The 16,492-nt window shown below is 71.8% G+C and carries 17 protein-coding genes; 11 read left to right on the forward strand and 6 right to left on the reverse strand.

Annotated features, from left to right (window positions below):
* The first annotated feature begins 10 nt into the window (after window positions 1-10).
* From K1T34_RS44005 to K1T34_RS44020, 4 genes are all read left to right on the forward strand, one after another.
* Complete coding sequence (locus K1T34_RS44005) at window positions 11-2,197, forward strand: FUSC family protein (RefSeq protein WP_220240555.1); 2,187 nt, start codon at window positions 11-13, stop codon at window positions 2,195-2,197.
* A 113-nt stretch (window positions 2,198-2,310) separates the two neighbouring features.
* Entirely contained in the window at window positions 2,311-2,505 is a 195-nt protein-coding gene (locus tag K1T34_RS44010; RefSeq protein WP_220240556.1) for a hypothetical protein, read from the forward strand.
* Window positions 2,506-2,532: 27 nt separating this feature from the next.
* Entirely contained in the window at window positions 2,533-3,261 is a 729-nt protein-coding gene (locus K1T34_RS44015; protein ID WP_220240557.1) for a GntR family transcriptional regulator, read from the forward strand.
* Between the two features lie 451 nt (window positions 3,262-3,712).
* On the forward strand, window positions 3,713-4,954 hold the full coding sequence (locus K1T34_RS44020; protein ID WP_220240558.1) for an MFS transporter: 1,242 nt from the start codon (window positions 3,713-3,715) through the stop codon (window positions 4,952-4,954).
* On the opposite strand, the gene K1T34_RS44025 is transcribed toward K1T34_RS44020, so the two are convergent.
* Window positions 4,845-5,933 (reverse strand): mandelate racemase/muconate lactonizing enzyme family protein, encoded by a 1,089-nt coding sequence (locus tag K1T34_RS44025; protein ID WP_220240559.1) that lies wholly within the window; start codon window positions 5,931-5,933, stop codon window positions 4,845-4,847. The genes K1T34_RS44020 and K1T34_RS44025 overlap by 110 nt on opposite strands.
* Window positions 5,934-6,045: 112 nt before the next feature.
* Here K1T34_RS44025 and K1T34_RS44030 point away from each other — a divergent pair, with 112 nt between their 5' ends.
* Window positions 6,046-6,585 (forward strand): dihydrofolate reductase family protein, encoded by a 540-nt coding sequence (locus tag K1T34_RS44030; RefSeq protein ID WP_220240560.1) that lies wholly within the window; start codon window positions 6,046-6,048, stop codon window positions 6,583-6,585.
* Here K1T34_RS44030 and K1T34_RS44035 read toward each other — a convergent pair.
* The gene (locus tag K1T34_RS44035) at window positions 6,568-7,236 is read right to left on the reverse strand and encodes a TetR/AcrR family transcriptional regulator (protein ID WP_220240561.1); all 669 of its coding nucleotides are present in this window, start codon (window positions 7,234-7,236) and stop codon (window positions 6,568-6,570) included. The two genes, K1T34_RS44030 and K1T34_RS44035, sit on opposite strands and share 18 nt — an antisense overlap.
* Before the next feature lie 102 nt (window positions 7,237-7,338).
* Here K1T34_RS44035 and K1T34_RS44040 point away from each other — a divergent pair, with 102 nt between their 5' ends.
* The 3 genes from K1T34_RS44040 (at window position 7,339) to K1T34_RS44050 (ending at window position 10,568) form a co-directional block, all read left to right on the forward strand.
* Complete coding sequence (locus K1T34_RS44040; protein ID WP_220240562.1) at window positions 7,339-8,169, forward strand: SDR family NAD(P)-dependent oxidoreductase; 831 nt, start codon at window positions 7,339-7,341, stop codon at window positions 8,167-8,169.
* 91 nt (window positions 8,170-8,260) lie between these two features.
* The gene (gene speB, locus K1T34_RS44045; protein WP_220240563.1) at window positions 8,261-9,289 is read left to right on the forward strand and encodes an agmatinase; all 1,029 of its coding nucleotides are present in this window, start codon (window positions 8,261-8,263) and stop codon (window positions 9,287-9,289) included.
* A 103-nt stretch (window positions 9,290-9,392) separates the two neighbouring features.
* Complete coding sequence (locus tag K1T34_RS44050) at window positions 9,393-10,568, forward strand: cytochrome P450 (protein ID WP_220240564.1); 1,176 nt, start codon at window positions 9,393-9,395, stop codon at window positions 10,566-10,568.
* Window position 10,569: 1 nt separating this feature from the next.
* On the opposite strand, the gene pip is transcribed toward K1T34_RS44050, so the two are convergent.
* Window positions 10,570-11,526: a prolyl aminopeptidase gene (pip, locus tag K1T34_RS44055; RefSeq protein ID WP_220240565.1), complete on the reverse strand. Its 957-nt coding sequence runs from the start codon at window positions 11,524-11,526 to the stop codon at window positions 10,570-10,572.
* 222 nt (window positions 11,527-11,748) lie between these two features.
* On the opposite strand from pip, the gene K1T34_RS44060 reads away from it, so the two are divergent.
* The gene (locus tag K1T34_RS44060; RefSeq protein WP_255638012.1) at window positions 11,749-12,165 is read left to right on the forward strand and encodes a GNAT family N-acetyltransferase; all 417 of its coding nucleotides are present in this window, start codon (window positions 11,749-11,751) and stop codon (window positions 12,163-12,165) included.
* Here K1T34_RS44060 and K1T34_RS44065 read toward each other — a convergent pair whose 3' ends face one another.
* Both K1T34_RS44065 and K1T34_RS44070 read right to left on the reverse strand, forming a co-directional pair.
* Complete coding sequence (locus tag K1T34_RS44065) at window positions 12,166-13,005, reverse strand: hypothetical protein (RefSeq protein ID WP_220240567.1); 840 nt, start codon at window positions 13,003-13,005, stop codon at window positions 12,166-12,168.
* 29 nt (window positions 13,006-13,034) lie between these two features.
* Window positions 13,035-13,487: a hypothetical protein gene (locus tag K1T34_RS44070; protein ID WP_220240568.1), complete on the reverse strand. Its 453-nt coding sequence runs from the start codon at window positions 13,485-13,487 to the stop codon at window positions 13,035-13,037.
* Between the two features lie 317 nt (window positions 13,488-13,804).
* Between K1T34_RS44070 and K1T34_RS44075 the strand changes: the two genes are divergently transcribed.
* On the forward strand, window positions 13,805-14,515 hold the full coding sequence (locus K1T34_RS44075) for a hypothetical protein (protein WP_220240569.1): 711 nt from the start codon (window positions 13,805-13,807) through the stop codon (window positions 14,513-14,515).
* A gap of 138 nt (window positions 14,516-14,653) precedes the next feature.
* Complete coding sequence (locus tag K1T34_RS44080) at window positions 14,654-15,511, forward strand: SAM-dependent methyltransferase (RefSeq protein WP_220240570.1); 858 nt, start codon at window positions 14,654-14,656, stop codon at window positions 15,509-15,511.
* Window positions 15,512-15,576: 65 nt separating this feature from the next.
* On the opposite strand, the gene K1T34_RS44085 is transcribed toward K1T34_RS44080, so the two are convergent.
* Window positions 15,577-16,485: a LysR family transcriptional regulator gene (locus tag K1T34_RS44085; protein ID WP_220240571.1), complete on the reverse strand. Its 909-nt coding sequence runs from the start codon at window positions 16,483-16,485 to the stop codon at window positions 15,577-15,579.
* Between the last annotated feature and the right edge of the window lie 7 nt (window positions 16,486-16,492).

A 16,492-nucleotide genomic window follows, 5' to 3' on the forward strand; every position in this document is an offset into this window, starting at 1 on the left:
GACCATCGGCATGGCCAGCGCCCTGGCGGTGGAGTACCTCGTGGCCAAGCTCACCGGCGCCGACGCCATGGGCACGCTCACCTCGATGCTGCTCGGCGCGGTCGTCGGGATGATGGGCGCGATGGCGCTCGGCGACGGCAGTCGGTGGGTGAAGACGCGCACGGCCGCGTTCTTCCCGGTCGCGCTCGGCACCGGTATGACGCTCGGCGTGCTCGTCGGCGACAACGGCACCCTGATGCTCGTCGTGTTCGTGCTGGTGATGTTCATGTCGGTGTACGTCCGCAAGTTCGGCGGGCCGTTCTTCTTCTACGGCTTCATGGGCTGGATGGGCTACTTCTTCGCCGCGTTCCTGCACGCGACGTTCGCGACGCTGCCGAGCCTGCTGCTCGCCGTGGTCGTCGCGAGCGCGTGGCTGCTGCTGCTCTTCGTCACCGTGCTGCGGACCAACACCACGAAGACGCTGCGCCGCGTGCTGCGCGCGTTCGACGCGCGCGGCCGGGCCGTGGCGCGTGCGTGTGCCGACCTGCTGGCCAACCGCGAGCCCAAGCAGGAGGCGCGGTTGCGCCGCCGGCTGCAACGGCGGCAGGCGCGCCTGGCCGACACGGCGCTGATGGTCGAGGGCTGGTCGGCCCAGCCGGGCGCGGTGCCGCGCGGGCGTTCGGCGGCTTCGCTGCGGCGGCAGATGGTCGACGCGCATCACCTGCTCGACGAGCTCGCCACGGCCGCGGACTCGTTGGTGCGCAGCGGTTCGGGCCTCACCGTGCTCGCGGCCGAGGTGGCCGATCGCCTGGCCCGCCGCGACGACCGCGGCGCGAGCGAGGTCGCCTACCGGCTCGCAGGGCACGCCGAGAGTGCCGGCGGTGCCGCGGGCGGCTGGTGGCCCGCGCGGCACTTCGCGGCGGCGGCCCTCGAGGTCGTGGCGGTGTTCGACGCCGCGCCGAAGCCCGAGGAGATCGCGGCCGAACCGGTGGACGACTTCGAGCCGGCCGTCGGGCTCGCGTTCGGCAACCTGCCCGGCTCGCCGGCCGCGGCGGGCGACGTGCCGGCTCGGCAGTCGAAGTGGAACCCCTTGGCGCGGCTGGACTTCATCACGCGGCAGGCGGTGCAGAGCGCGGTCGCGGGCGGGCTCGCGATCCTCATCGGCAAGGAACTGTCCGACGCGCGGTACTACTGGGCAGTGCTGGCGGCGTTCTTCATGTTCACCGGCACGGCCACGCGCACCGAGACGTTCATCAAGGGCTTCAACCGCGTGCTCGGCACACTCGTGGGGCTGCTCGCGTCGGTCGGGTTCGCCGAGCTGACCGCGGGCAACACCGCCGCCGTGCTGATGACGATCTGCGGCGCGATGTTCTTCGGTTTCTACCTGATCCAGATCTCGTACGCGTACATGATCTTCTTCGTCACGATCATGGTCGGGCAGCTCTACAGCGTGCTCAACGAGTTCTCGGCGGGACTGCTCCTGCTCAGACTCGAGGAGACAGCGGCCGGCGCCGTGGCGGGGCTGGTCGTCGCGGTGGTGGTGATCCCACTGTCCACCCGGGACACCGTGCGCAACGCGCGGAACAACCTGCTGGCGGCCCTCGGCGACATCCTCAAGGCCGCGGCCGAGCGGCTGGAGCACGGCAAGGCCGTGGACCCCCAGCCCGATTTCGACGCCCTCGCGCGCGCCCTGGACCACCGGCGGTACCAGCTCGCGCTCGTCGCGCGGCCGCTGACCCGGCCCATCCTCGGCGGCACGGACTCGCCGAAGCTGCGGCACCGGCTTTCGCTCTACGCGGCGCTGGCCACGCACGGCCGCGCGCTCAGCGTCGCGGTCCGCTGGCCGGAAGGCGCGTGCAGCGCGCACCCGGAAGGCCCGGTCGCGGCGTGCACCGCGCTGGCGGCGGCGGTGGAGGAGCTCGCCGCGACGCCGGTGGGCGCGCCCACCACGGCGGTGCGCGGTCCGCTGGCGAGCGCCGACGTGGCGTTGTTCGCGTACACACCGGCGGCGCCAGGGGACCGGGCGAAGGATCCGGTGCTGCTGGCGTTGAGCCACCTTTACCTGGTGTTGCGCGATCTGACGGCCACCGGCCCGATGGAGCTGCGTCCGTCGCCGGCACTCGCGTCGCCGGGTCCGCGGCTCTACCGGCAGATCCGGGCTGGGTTGCCGCCGGTGCCGGCCCCCGTGTCGGCCCCCGTGCCGACCCGGGAAAACTGACATCCGCGCACGAACCGTGCCCTTCGCGACCTTCCTCTGAGACCGGCCGGCGCCTTTCGGACGGCGGAGGCGCTATCACTCTCCTACTGGGGATTTCCGGGAGGAGGGGTCCGATGGCCGCGGAAACGAGGCAGACCGTCCAGCTGTGCCGGTGCGTGTGCTCGGTACTGGGACACCACCACTCGGTGTGCGACGAGCTCGCCGTGCCGGGTGCCACGGTCGCGCTGGTGTCCGGCACCGACGTGCGGGCCGTGCCCGCGTGCCTCGGCTGCCACACCGCCGTGAACCGGCAGCTGGCGCGCCGCTGAGGCTTCGCGGGGGACTACGCTTTCCGGGTGGCGCGACGGAAGAACCCTGCGGTGGACCTGCCCGAGCACCCGAGGCTGACCCTGCCGCCGCGCACCATCCTGCGCGACAGCGTGTACGAGGCGCTCAAGGCGATGCTCATGGACCTCGACGTCGCTCCCGGCAGCCGGCTGTCGATCGACGGCATCGCCCGCCGCCTCGACGTCTCGCCGACCCCCGTGCGCGAGGCCCTCACCAAACTCGAGTCCGACGGCCTCGTCGCGACCCGGCCCAACGCCGGCTACGTCGTCGCGCCCGTCCTCGACGAGACCGAGCTGGACCACCTCTTCGACGTTCGCGTCCTCTTGGAGCCCGAGGCCGCCCGCCTCGCCGCCGGCGCCGCCTCGAAGGCCGAGGTGTCGTCCCTGCGGTCCGCCTGCGCGGCCATGTCCGCCCACCCCGCGGGCGAGGACTACCACGCCTACCGCGACTTCGCGGTGCTCGACGCGCGCCTGCACCGCGTCATCGCTGAGGCCTCGGGCAACCCCCTCATCGCCGACGCCCTCGCCCGCCTCCACGCCCACACCCACGGCTACCGCCTGTACTTCCGAGTGGGCATCGCCGCCGAGACGACGCGCGAACACGCCGCCATCGTCGAGGCGATCGCCTCGCACGACGGCCCGGCCGCGGCGACCGCGATGCGGACGCACCTGGACCGTTCACGGGCCCGGCTGCACAGCGCCTACGCAACCGGGGGAGACCAGTCCGAAGAGGACTGACCGGGGCTGTGCACGGGCACTGATCGGCTTCGCACGACGGCCGCGCGGCCCAGGCCGCGGTCCACGAGCACCGGCCGTTGGCGCTCGGCGGCGCGGCGGTTGCGCAAGCGGCGCGGCCGGGTCTGATTGGGTCGGCCGGCGTTCGCCTGAAGCGATGTCGCCGCGACTCAGCCGTGGTGTTCGGCTGTCCCGACCGTTCGCGCCTGGCGGCGCGACCGGTCGTCCGGCGACGAGCGCGAGGTTGCTCACGGCGCGCTTCGCGTCGGGCCCGGCAGGAGGAGCCGACTGACCGCAGCGGATTTCGGTAGCCGGCGACCGGTCCTGTGCTGCTAGGTTCGCGGGAGTCGTCCGGGCCCGCATTGGTTCGGGCCTTACCTTCCCCCGGCGACGAGGGCCACGGGTCGCGCGGCGATCGTGGCTTGCCCCCGCCGGGTGGCGTGAAGGAATGTCGATGTCTCGCGCCGGTGGTTATCGGTCGCTGTTGTGTACGCGTGGTGCGGCTGCGTTTTTCGTGGCAGCCGCGGTGGGGCGCGTAGGGATCGCCATGACGGGGCTCGGCCTCGTGTGGCTGGTGCATGCGCGCACCGGGTCGTACGGCAGGGCCGGGCTCGCCGGCGGCGGGTTCGCTCTTGCCGAGGCGTTGTGCGGGCCGCAGGTCGCCCGGCTCATCGACCGGCTCGGGCAGACGCGCGTGCTGCCGTGCTGTCTCGTCGTGCACGGCGGCGCGATCGCCGTGGTGCTGGGGTCCTCCAGCGTGGCGGCGGAGGTCGTCGCCGCGAGTTGTGCCGGTGCGGTCGTGCCGCAGCTCGGTGCGCTCTCCGGGGCACGGTGGGCGTACCTGTTGCGAGAGCGGACCGAAGAGCTGCCCACCGCCTTCTCACTGGAGTCGCTGGCCAACGCCACCGCGTTCCTCCTCGGGCCGGTCTTGGTCACCTCGCTCGGAGCGGCCGGAGACGAGGCGCTGGCCACCGCCGTCGCGGCGAGCCTGATTCTCGCCGGGGGAGCGGTGCTGGCGGCCCAGCGCCGCACGGCACCCGAACCCCGGCGAAAAGTCCACACAGGACAGACCCTGCTCCGCCCGGCCTTCGCCCGGATCGCCCTGATGAACCTGGCCCTCGGCCTGTACTTCGGCACCACCCAGGTCTCGGTGAGCGCCTTCGCCCTCGATCACGGCGCCCCGGCCGCACCGATCGTCGCCGTGGCCAGCGTCAGTGGGCTGCTGTCCGGCTGGGTCTACGGACTGCGCCGCCACCGCACCCCCGCCCGGCGCCAGCTCCTCAGAGCCGGCGCCTGCCTCACCGGTGCGTCGGCGCTGCTTCCCCTCGCTCCCAACGCCCTCTGGCTCGCCGTCGCCCTCGCCCTCACCGAGGCGGCGATCCCGCCCACACTCGTCCTGCTGAACGTCGAAACCGAACGGTCCGTCCACCCCGCAGCGCTCACCCAGGCGTTCACCTGGAACAACTCCGCCAGCGCAGCCGGTTCTGCCCTCGCGGCCTCCCTCGCCGGACGAGTGGCGGACGGTGGGGGCGCCTCCGCCGCACTGGCGCTGGCGCTGGTCCCCGCGGCCGGTCTCCTCGCGTTGGTTAGGCCACCCGGCGGTCGTCCATCGCGTCGCGGTTCCACGGGATGCCCAGGCCCGGCGTCTCCGGGGCGACGGCGTGCCCGTCGGAGATCGTCATCTCGGCCGTCGTGATGGCGCGCAGCTGCGGGATGTGCTCGACGTAGCGGCCGTTCGGTATCGCGGCGGTCAGGCTGACGTGCAGCTCCATCAGGAAGTGCGGGCACACCTGGACGTTGAACGCCTCCGCCAGGTGTGCGACCTTGAGCCACGGCGTGATCCCGCCGACGCGCGCGACGTCGACCTGAACGATCGAGGCGGCACCACGGTGGAGGTAGTCGCGGAACTGCGCCACGGAGTACAGGGACTCCCCGACGGCGACGGGGATCGGCGTGGCCGCGGACAACCGGGCGTGGCCGGCGACGTCGTCGGCGGGCAGGGGCTCCTCGAGCCAGAACAGGTCCACCGCCTCGAACGCCCTCGCCCGCCGGATCGCCTCCGCCGCGGTGAGGGACTGGTTGGCGTCCACCATCAGGTCGAACCGCGGCCCGACGGCCTCGCGCACGGCGGTGAGCCGCTCCAGATCCTCGTGTGCGGTGGGCTTGCCGACCTTCACCTTCACCCCGCCCCACCCCGCGGCCACGGATTTCCGGGCGCCCGCGACGAGTTCGTCGGTGCTCAGGTGCAGCCAGCCGCCTTCGGTGTCGTAGAGCGGCACGCGCGGGGCGAACCCACCGGCGACCCGCCACAGCGGCTCGTCCGCGCGCCGGCACTTCAGGTCCCACAACGCCGTGTCCACCGCGGCGAGGGCCAGCGACGTGATCGCGCCGACGGTGGTGGCCCGCGTCGAGGCGAACAGGTCGTGCCAGACCGCCTCGATCCGGCGCGAGTCCTGGCCGATCAGCCGGGGCAGCAGATGGTCGCGCAGCAGCGCGAGCACGGCCGTGCCGCCGGTGCCGATCGTGTAGGAGTAGCCGAGCCCGGTGCCGCCGTCGGCGGTGGCCAGCTCGACGAACACCGTCTCCTGCTTGAGGAACGCCTGCACGGCGTCGGTGCGTTCCTGCTCCACCTCGAGATCGACGAGAAACGCCTCGGCCTTCACGACCACAGCCACGCGGTCCTCCTCGCTGACTCGGCAGGGACAATGCACGATCCTATAGGAAAGTGCACCGATGAGTTTCCGTGCCCGGGCCGGTCGGTACGGGAAACGACCACGGAGGTGCGGAATGGGCAAGCTGCTCTACTCGGCGGCGATGTCGCTCGACGGGTTCATCGCGGGACCGGGCGGCGACATGCAGTGGGTGAAGGAGTTCTTCGGCCCCAACCCCGAGATCGACCGGCTGGTGGCGGACATCGGCGCGCTGCTCGTCGGACGCCGCACGTACGGCGGCGATGACCCGTACCGCGACACGGAAGCCGAGGGCAAGGCCTTCGGCGGCGCCTGGGCAGGTTCGCAATTCGTGCTCACGCGCCGGCCCGCTGAGCCGGCGCCCGACGTGACGTTCGTCGACGACCTGCGCCACGGTGTCGAGCTGGCGAAGGCGGCTGCGGGGGAGAAGTACGTGAACGTCCTCGGTGCGACGGTGGCTCGCGGGTGCCTCGACGCCGGGCTGCTCGACGAGGTCCTCGTGTCGGTTTTGCCCGTGCTGCTGGGCGACGGGGTGCGGCTGTTCGACCGGCCCGGCGGCGATCCGGTGCGTCTCGAACGGAAGTCGCAGACCGAAGCGCCGCTCGCGACAAACCTGTGGCTACGCGTCGTGCGCTGACGAGATCAGGCCGGTGAGGACGGCTTCGGTGAGGTGGCGCAGCCGCGGCGTGAACTCGACGACGCCGTGGCCCAGCCGCGGGTCCTCCCGGTAGAGCTGCGCGAGCGTCTCGGGCGGGTGCGAGATCTGCCAGAATGAGGCGGCCAGTGACGTCACGGCGCCGACGACGTGGCGCCCGCCCGCCGCACCCAGCCCTGGCAGTGTCCGGGTGAGGAGGGCGGCGATGTCTTTGACGGCTTCCAGCGCGGCGAGCTTGAACGCGCGCACCGACTCGAGCGACACGTGCCTTTCGAGGGTGAGCGCCGCGTGGGCGAGGAGGTCGCAGAAGAGCGGTCGTTCGTCGAGCGTGCGCGCGATGACGTCGGCGACCTCGGCCGGCGACGCGCTGGTGGTCTCGTCCAGTGCCGCGTGCAGCCCGGCCGCCCAGTCGCGCCAGCCCTCGGCGGTGAGGTGCAGGTAGATCTCTTCGCGGGTCTCGAAGTAGCGCAGCAGTGCGGACTTGTGCACGCCGACTTCACCGGCGATGTCCCCGAGCGTCACGGCCCGCACGCCGTCGCGGGTTGCGAGCAGCCGTGCCGCGGCGAGGATCGCCTCGCGCCGCTGCTCCTTGTGCTCGGGGCGCCGCGCCCGCTGGAACTCGGAGGTGACCACCTGCACAGGTTACCGCAACGCCGTTGTGTTGTTAAGAGAACAGCGTTGCGCTAACTTGGTGGTGCGGGGAGCCTCCCCGCTCGAGGCGAGAGGGATCGAACGATGAGCAAGGTGTGGCTGGTCACGGGTGGTTCGCGCGGTCTGGGACGGGCCGTGGTGGACGAGGTGCTGGCGGCGGGCAACGACGTTGTGGCGACCGCGCGCAACGTCGACTCCCTGAAGGACCTGGACGAGCGATACGGCGATCATCTGCTGCGCCACCCGCTGGACGTGACCGACCCAGCGCAGGCCGAGGCGGCCGTCGCGGCGGCCGTGGAGCGGTTCGGGCGGCTCGACGTGGTGGTGAACAACGCGGGCTACGCCAATCTGGCCTCGGTCGAGGAGGTCGACCTGGCGGACTTCCGCGCGCAGGTCGAGGCGGTGTTCTTCGGGACTGTGCACGTGACCAAGGCGGCGCTGCCGGTGTTCCTGGCGCAGCACTCGGGGCACTTCATCCAGGTCACGTCGATCGGCGGCCGGGGCACCGCGCCCGGCATTTCGGCTTACCAGAGCGCGAAGTTCGCGACGGAGGGCTTCTCCGGCGTGCTCAACGACGAGGTATCGGGCCTGGGGATCAAGGTCACCATGGCCGAGCCGGGCCTGATGCGCACGGACTGGTCCGGACCGTCGATGGAGGTCCGGCCCTACAAGCCGGAGTACGAGCCCACGATGGGCCCGCTGATCGAGCACCTGCGGAGCAAGCGGGGCATCGAGCCGATCGACCCGGCCGCGGTCGCGCGTGTGTTCCTCCAGGTCGTGGAGATGGCCGAGCCACCGCTGCACCTGGTGCTCGGCAGCGACGCCGTGACGATGATGCGGGCCGGGATGACGAAGCTGATGGCGGAGGACGAGCGCTGGGCCGAGCTCGGCCTGTCCGTCGACTTCGCGAGCTGAGCCGGGCTGAGCCGCGCGGGGTTTGAGCGGGAGGCGAATCGGGGCAAAACCGGGGCACCACGGCGGTAGGTTGGCCCGCAAGGAGGACGTCATGGCTCGTTACGGCACCCAGTTCGGCCCGGACCTCACCTTCCTCGGCGTGGCGCGCTGCGACTGGGCCGATCCCGCCACCTACCCGGCCGCCGACGTCGTGATCCTCGGCGCGCCGTTCGACGGCGGCACCTCGCACCGCGCGGGCACCCGGTTCGGCCCGCAGTACATCCGGCAGAGCTGCTACCTCCCCGCCGACGGTTCGCGCCCGTCGCTCGCCCTGCGGGTGGACGCGTTGCGGGACCTGAAGGTCTTCGACGCCGGCGATGTCGAGATGTACTCGGGCGACGCCGAACGCTCGGTGCGCTCGCTGCAGGAAGCGGTGTACGCGGTCACCGCCACGGGCGCGATCCCGCTGGTGCTCGGCGGGGACCACACGATCGCGTGGCCGGACGCGGCCGGGGTGGCGCAGCACCTCGGCCAGGGGCGGGTGTCGATGGTGCACTTCGACGCACATGCCGACACCGGCGACATCGCGTTCGGCTCGCTCGTGGGCCACGGCCAGCCGATGCGCCGGCTGATCGAGTCGGGTGCCGTGCGCGGCGACCGGTTCCTGCAGCTCGGCCTGCGCGGCTACTGGCCCGGCCCGGAGACGCTCGACTGGATGGCCGAGCAGGGCATGCGGTCCTACGAGATGACCGAGATCGTCGCGCGAGGGCTCGAAGAGTGCCTCACCGAGGCGTTCGGGATCGCCACCGACGAGTGCGACGGCGTGTTCCTCTCGGTGGACATCGACGTGTGCGACCCCGGCCACGCGCCGGGCACGGGCACGCCCGAGCCGGGTGGGCTCACCGCCCGGCAGCTGCTGGATTCCGTGCGGCGCATCGCGTACGAGCTGCCGGTGGTGGGGGTCGACGTGGTCGAGGTGTCGCCGCCCTACGACCACGCGGACATCACGTCGTTCCTCGCGAACCGGGTGGTGCTGGAAGCATTGTCGGGCATCGCGCGCCGGCGCCGCGACCACGCCGACGGCACGGTGTGGGACGCCACGCGGCCGCTGCTGGCCGATTGGCCCGACCGGCGTCCGTGACGGGCGCGGTGACCCGAACGCGCGACGGTTTCCGCCCGTGCGGCCGATGCCGCGTGCCCCCGCGCGCCCCTACGGTGGTGAGTCCTCGGAGTGGGGAGGACACGTGGCCAAGTCGGTCGAGGAGATCCTGGCGAACGTCGACCTGTACGCCGAAGACCAGCGGGAGAACCTGCTGGCCGCGGCCGCGGCCGCCAGAAGTGGTTGTCCCGTCCCGCACACCGACGCGGACGGCGGCTACCACCTGCTCACCCGCTACGAGGACGTGCGGGCGGTCTGCGCCGCGCCGGAGCTGTTCAGCTCGGCGCAGCCCGCGATCCGCGGCGTGCCGGTGCGGGTGATCCCGATCGACACGGATCCGCCCGACCATCGCGAATACCGGAGGATCCTCAACCCGTTCTTCACGCGGGCCGCCCTCGCGCGGTACGAGCCGCAGCTGCGTGAACTCGCGCGCACGGCGGTCGAGTCCTTTGTGGACCGCGGCGCGTGCGACATCGTGAGCGACTTCGCGATCCCGTTCAGCGCCGGCTCGCTCGCGCGGATCGTCTTCGCGACGGACAACCGCGACCTCGTGGACCGCGGGGTGGTGGCGGCCAAGGACGCCGCGGTCACCAGCAGTCCCGAAGCGTTCCAGACGCTCGCGGGCTTGGCGATGGAGGCACTGGCCGAAGCCGAAGCGAAGCCGGACGACGGCGAGGACAGCGTGCTGCGCGCGCTGGTCACCGCGACGATCGACGGCCGGGCGCTCACCCTCGAGGAACGGCTCGGCATGGTGACCACGCTGTTCCTCGGCGGCCTCGACACCACGCGCGGGGTGATCGCGAACGTCGCCTACCACCTCGCCACCCGCGACGACGTCGAGCCGATCCTGCGCGATCCCGGCGGCTGGCAGCGGGAGCTGGAGGAGTTCCTGCGGCTCGAGACCACCGTCGCGTTCATGGCGCGCACCGCCACGCAGGACACCGAGATCGGGGACACGCCGGTGAAGGCGGGGGAGCGCGTCGCCGTGTTCTTCGCCGCGGCCAACCGGGATCCGGCGCGGTTCGAGCGGCCCGACGAGCTGGTGTTCGACCGTCCGAACGTGCCGCACGTGTCGTTCGGCTTCGGTATCCACCGCTGCCTGGGTCTGCACTTCGCGCGTATTCAGCTGGCGGTGGCGTTCGAGGAGCTGCTGGCCCGGACCACACGGTTCCGCCTCGCGCCGGGTGCGGAGATCCGGCGGCAGGTCGGGCTGAGCCTGGGCAGCCCGTACCGGCTGGACGTGACGTTCGACCGCGCCTGACTCACGCGGGTTCGAAGCCGGCGATCGCCTTCGTGACCGCCTCCCCCATGGCGGGGCTGCCGGTGTGGCCGGAGTCGTCGATCACCACGAGCTCGGCGGACGGCCAGGCCTGCACAAGGTTCCACGCCGCCCGCAACGGCACGCTCAGGTCAAGCCGGCCCTGGATGAACACGGCGGGGATCCCGTGGAGGCGGTGGACGTTCCCCAGGATCTCGCCGGCTTCCAGCCACGCGTGGTGGCCGAAGTAGTGCGCGCACATGCGGGCGAGCGTGATGAGCTCTTTCGCGGGGCGATCGCTGTACTGGCCGGCCTTGCCCTTGATCTCGTGCGCGATCACGGCGTCTTCCCAGGTACACCAGTCGCGTGCGGCGTTCAGCTGCACCGCGCGGTCGGGTGAAGCGAGCAAGCGGGAGTACGCGGCGAGCAGATCACCGTCGCGCTCTGCCTCGGGTACGCCGGCGCGGAAGGCCTCCCACTCGCGGGGCAGGAGCCGCCCGACGCCGCGGTAGAGCCAGTCGACCTCGTCGGGAGTACTGGTGAAGCCGGCGATCATCACCATCTCCGACACGCGTTCGGGGTGGCGCTCGGCGTAGGCGAGCATGACCGTCGGGGCCCAGGAACCGCCGTAAAGCATCCACTTCTCGACGCCGAGGTGCTCGCGCAGGCGTTCCATGTCGGCGATCAGGTGGTGGGTGGTGTTGTGCTCCAGGCTCACCGCCGGGTCCGCGATGTTCGGCACGCTCTCGCCGCACCCGCGCTGGTCGAACAGGATGATGCGGAACTTCTCCGGGTCGAACCCCTTGCGGCTGTTGCGTGTCCCGCCCGCGCCGGGGCCGCCGTGCACGCACAGCACCGGTTTGCCGTCGGGGTTGCCGCTGGTCTCCCAGTAGATCCGGTTGCCGTCGCCGACGTCGAGCAAGCCGTGCGCATACGGTTCGAGCGGCGGGAACGGGGCCATGGCGGGATCCTCCAGGCTGTCGGCGGCCCGGGAAGACTACTGACCGGATCTCGCGGTGACACCTCGTTTTCCGCGTGGCCGCTGGCTGGCGCCGCAAATCGGGTGGGATGGCCGGCTGAGGCCCAGCACACATTCGATATTTACATGATTAATCGACGTCGTTACCGTTTCCTGGATGGAACACACAGTCACCGCGGTGTCCGCGGAATTGACCCTGCGCTGGTGTCCTCGGTGGAAGCGTTGTTCCACGAGGACGGCGGCCGCCACGACGACCGGATGGATCTCGCCTGGCCGCAGCGCGAAGGCTCCGCCCACTACACCACGCTGCTGACCGATGAGGACGCGCTTTGCCTTGTCGCACAGGGAGAACATGGCGTCGGCGGGCACCTCGTCGGCCGGCTCCGGCGGCAGGACTCGCTGCACCCCGGCGCCGTCACCGCCGTGCTCGAAAGCATGCGAGTCGCCGTCGAGGAACGCCGCACCGGGATGGGCACTGCGCTCGTCGAGCGATTCGACGAATGGGCGAAAAGCAACGGCGCGAACGGATTCGAGGTCACCGCCTATGCCACCAACACCGACGCCCTCGCGTTCTATCGCCGGCACGGGTTCCGCGAGTTCGAGGTCACCCTCCGGCGCTGATCACCCCGTCGAGATGTCCAGCACGGCCTTGCCGTCGAGGACACCGGAGAGGCGGACGGTCACCATGTGGCCCGCCATGCCGAACGAGCCGCTGCCGCCGACGCCGAAGCTCATCTCGCCGGAGTCCTGCAGAATGCGGACGCCGCTCGAGGTGACGGACGCGGTGAACGTCATGCCGCTCGCGGTGATGTCGGCCTGGCCGGTCACGAGGACCTGGCACTTGCCGCCGGCGCACGCGCCCAAGTCGGTGCCGTTGGCGGCGGACGGCAGCGTCGGGGGCGGTGAGCCGAGCGGTCGGCACTGCGGGGCGACGTCGTGGGAGTGGGCCAGCACCGGGTTCGCGGCCGCGATGGTGGGCAGGTCGGGCGCGGGCAGGGCGATCGTCGCCAGCACCCCGATGATCTGCTGCGCCTGTGGTTTCAGTTGCTCGACGGGCTGGAAGTCCAGATCGGGCATGCGTGAGTCGCTCGACGGCAGTTTCGGCGCCACGGCGCGCAGCGAGGCGAGGAGGCTGTCGTGGTACTTGTCCGCCGCGGGGATGCCCGAAGGCGTGACGGTGCCCAGCGTCTCGACCAACTGGGCAACGCCGGCGCCGGCCGAAGAGATGAAGCTGCTCAGGTCGAAGCCGCTGAGGCGGGCGTAACGCGGATCGGTGATGACGAGGTCTTCGATTTTGTGCGCCTTCAGAGCCGCAGTGGAGGTGACCACGCCGCACATCGTGTCGGCCCACGCCACGAGCGGGCGCGTCGGCGCGGCGGCGTCCACGGGACCGAACTGCCGCAGGGGCGCGCAGGCGGGCGCGACGTTGTACAACGCGTTGAGCTTCGCGTCGCCGCGCACCGCCTTCGTCAGATCGGCGGCCGCCGGCTTCAGCGCGGTGACGACGGTGGCGAGCTCGCGGGCCTGCGCGAGCGTCGGCTGCGCGGTGGTGTCCGGGGTGCCTTCTTGGTCACCTCGTCGAGTGATTTTCCCAGCTGTGCCACGTAGGTGTCCGCGGCCTTGACGCCCGACGGCGGCACGGACTTCAGTCCCGACCCGGCCTGGCCGATCCGCCCCGTGATGCCGCTGACGTAGGAGCTGATCTCCGAGGCGAGGAAGTCGGCCTGCGACGGGTCGGCCGCGGTGTGGTTCACCTCGTCGATCCCGGCCTGCAGGCCCTGCAGCGCCTGCACGCTCGTGCACACCGTCTGCGACCACGCCACGAGCGCCCGGGCGGCGGCGGGCACCGGGGGCAACGGCGCGGGTAACGCGTGCCCGCTCGTGGTGCACCCGGCCGCGACCAGCGCGAACGCTCCCAGCACGACAGCCGACCGAACCCGCATTTCCGACTCCCTTTCCCCGGTGCGCGCAGACTAGGTCGGCCCTCCGGGAGGGGTCCCCGACGATCGCGGGAGACTCCACTGTGGACGGTTCCGGATCAGGGGGCATGTAGCCGACCCCGGGCACGGCGTGGATCAGCGGCGGGCCGCCCAGCGTGCGTCGCAGCTGGCTGATCTGCCCGGGCAGGACGTATTCTCCGTGAAATTCCGTCACCCTGGGTGAGCAAGTGGGGGCGGGTTTACCCGATCGGGCGGAGGTTCATAGGATCTTGCCGCCGGTCGTGCCGCGGGCTCGCGGTCCCGGCGGTGTGGAGGTCTGGATGGCAGGCACGGGGCCCGGCGAAGGTCGCGATGAGCTCGACTCGGTCGCGAAGCTGGTGAGCCTGTCGGAGACGGCGCCGATGCCGCGTATCGACGGCGAGCGGCCACCGCTCGTCAAGCGGCCGAAGCCCCAGCCCGATCCGAGCGGGCTGTACCCCGAGCCCGCCACCGCGCCGCGCACCTCGGGCGAGGGCCCGGCCACGAAACCGCAGTCGATCGTCGGCGAGCTGCCGCTGGGGCTCGACGCGATGTTCGCCGCAGCGGGGCCCGACCACGAAACCGAACGGACGCAGACCTCGCCGCCCGTGGGGAACCGGCGCAATACGCGGTACGTGGTGATCGCCGGCGCGGTGGTCGTCGCGCTGGCCGGGCTCGGCACGTGGGCGCTGTGGCCCGCGCCGGAAAGCGGCTCGGCCGGCCGGCCCGCGGAAGTGCCGGCCGCGCCGTCGAAGCCCTCGTCGGCGCCGCCGGCGGTCACCACCATGACGGCGAGCCCGACGCCGCCGACGGCCACCGACCAGGTGGACCACACCACCGTGCGCACCACCGAGGGGCAGAAGCCGCCGCGGCAGCCGGCGAGCGAGCACCCGAGCGCGCCGCACGGGACGGCAGGCACGACGTCGGAGGACATCTGGAGCTCGGCCGTGAGCTCGTACCTCCAGGACTGGAGCAGCCGCCACCAGCAGCCGCCGAGCCGCCACCGCGGCTGACGGGCGCGGAAGACGCAGGTAGCACCGATTTCCGCGACGACGTGCAGCTGAAACGGGCGACCTCACGTAACCGGAGGGGGTCAAGGTACTACTCTGAGTGGGTCAAAGCCGCCCCCCGAGCCGCCTTGCGAGGTGCCCATGCCCAGCGCTCCGCCGTCCACGCTGTCGCCCAGCCAGGTTCCCGTGGGGGTCGACCCGAACCGGCCGAGCATCGCGCGGATCTACGACGGCTTCCTCGGCGGCAACCACTACTACGAGGTCGACCGCGCGGTCATGGAGAAGATCAGCACGGCCGTCCCCGAGGCCGTGCACATCGCGCGCGGTAACCGCGGTTTCCACAACCGCGCGCTGCGGATGCTGGCCAACCAGACGGGCATCCGCCAGTTCCTCGACTGCGGTTCCGGCCTGCCGACCGCCGAGAACACCCATCAGATCGTGCAGCGCGCCCACCGTGACGCGCACGTGGTCTACGTCGACAACGACCCGGTGGTGCTCGCCCACGGCCGCGCACTGCTGGCCGAGAACGACTACACGCACATGGTCGACGCCGACATCTTCCAGCCGGAACTGGTGCTGGAGAACGAGACTGTGCGCGAGTACATCGACTTCTCGCAGCCGCTGGGCCTGCTGCACATCGGCACCATTCACCACTTCGAGGGCGACGGCGCCGTCGACGTGATGCGCCAGTACATCGACGCCCTCGCCCCGGGCTCCTTCGTGGCGCTCGCGCACTTCTACGACCCCGAGGTGCCGGAGCTGACCGCCGTCGCGAAGCGGATCGAGGAGATCCTCGTGTCCGGTCCGCTGGGCGCCGGCCGCTTCCGCACGCGCACGGAGATCGAAAGCATGCTGCCGGGCCTGGAACTGCTGCCGCCCAACGCGACCAGCGGCCCCGGCATGTCCGTCTGCGACGAGTGGTGGCCGGACGGCCCGCGGCTCACCCCGCTCAGCGACTCCGCGAAGTGCGTCGCGGGTGTCGTCGGGCGCAAGCCCTGAGCTGACCCTACGGAGATCCCCGGCATCCGCGTGGTGCCGGGGATTTTTCTTGCCCGGCAACGGGTTCAGGTCGGCAACGCGCGTGGCGCCGTGGCGAGCACGTGCTTGCGGAACGTCTCGCTCGCCGGCGGGAGCACCCGTCCGGCGAGCTGGGCCAGACCGATGTCGCGAGCCGCGGGCACGTCCGTCACGCGCAGGTGCGGCGTCGTCGGCGCGGTGGCCGCGGGCGGGAAGGTCGCGGTATGGGGGAGCGGTAGCAGGGACACGCCGAGCCCCGCCGTGACGAGCCCGCGCAGGGTCTCCACCTCCTCGCCTTCGAACCCGACGCGCGGTGTGAACCCGGCCTGCGCGCACAGCTGCTCGGTGGTCTCGCGCAGTGCGTATCCCCGGCGCAGCAGGATGAACGACTCCTCGGCGACGTCGGCCAGGCGGGCCTGCTTGCGGCGCGCGAGGCGGTGTTTCGGCGGCACGGCCAGCAGCAGTGGTTCCTCCAGCAGCCGGACCCAGTGGATCAGCGGGTCACCCGGGTCGCCGCTGGTGAGCACGAGGTCCGCCGTGCCGTCGAGCAGTTCGCGCGCCAGGCCTTCCTCGCCGTGCTGGCGCAGCTCGAACCGTGCCCTCGGGTGAGCGGCGCGGTAGCTGCTCACGACCGGCGGCACGAGCCAGGTGCCGAACGTGTGCAGGAACGCCAGCGGGATCACCCCGGACTCGGGATCGACGGCTTCGGCGACGGCGCGCAGGCCTTCGTCGTAGCGCTCCAAGATCGCGTCGACGTGGATCGCGAAGGCGTGGCCCGCGGGCGTGAGCCGCAACGCGCGGCCCGAACGCTGGAACAGGGCGGCGCCCGCTTCGCGCTCGATCCGGTGCAGCGCACGGGAAAGCGCGGGCTGGGTGAGCCGCGCGCGGGCCGCCGTGTCGGTCACCGTCGCCCCGCGGGCCACTTCCCGGAAGAGCCGCAGCACGTGCAGGTCCATGCCATCC

The sequence above is a fragment of the Amycolatopsis sp. DSM 110486 genome, assembly GCF_019468465.1.
Classification (GTDB): domain Bacteria; phylum Actinomycetota; class Actinomycetes; order Mycobacteriales; family Pseudonocardiaceae; genus Amycolatopsis.

Coding starts and splice junctions, on each gene's coding strand:
- K1T34_RS44005 (WP_220240555.1), top strand. CDS start 11: ATGGCCAGCGCCCTGGCGGTGGAGTACCTCGTGGCCAAGCTCACCGGC.
- K1T34_RS44010 (WP_220240556.1), top strand. CDS start 2,311: ATGGCCGCGGAAACGAGGCAGACCGTCCAGCTGTGCCGGTGCGTGTGC.
- K1T34_RS44020 (WP_220240558.1), top strand. CDS start 3,713: ATGTCTCGCGCCGGTGGTTATCGGTCGCTGTTGTGTACGCGTGGTGCG.
- K1T34_RS44030 (WP_220240560.1), top strand. CDS start 6,046: ATGGGCAAGCTGCTCTACTCGGCGGCGATGTCGCTCGACGGGTTCATC.
- K1T34_RS44040 (WP_220240562.1), top strand. CDS start 7,339: ATGAGCAAGGTGTGGCTGGTCACGGGTGGTTCGCGCGGTCTGGGACGG.
- speB (WP_220240563.1), top strand. CDS start 8,261: ATGGCTCGTTACGGCACCCAGTTCGGCCCGGACCTCACCTTCCTCGGC.
- pip (WP_220240565.1), bottom strand. CDS start 11,526: ATGGCCCCGTTCCCGCCGCTCGAACCGTATGCGCACGGCTTGCTCGAC.
- K1T34_RS44070 (WP_220240568.1), bottom strand. CDS start 13,487: ATGCGGGTTCGGTCGGCTGTCGTGCTGGGAGCGTTCGCGCTGGTCGCG.
- K1T34_RS44075 (WP_220240569.1), top strand. CDS start 13,805: ATGGCAGGCACGGGGCCCGGCGAAGGTCGCGATGAGCTCGACTCGGTC.
- K1T34_RS44080 (WP_220240570.1), top strand. CDS start 14,654: ATGCCCAGCGCTCCGCCGTCCACGCTGTCGCCCAGCCAGGTTCCCGTG.
- K1T34_RS44085 (WP_220240571.1), bottom strand. CDS start 16,485: ATGGACCTGCACGTGCTGCGGCTCTTCCGGGAAGTGGCCCGCGGGGCG.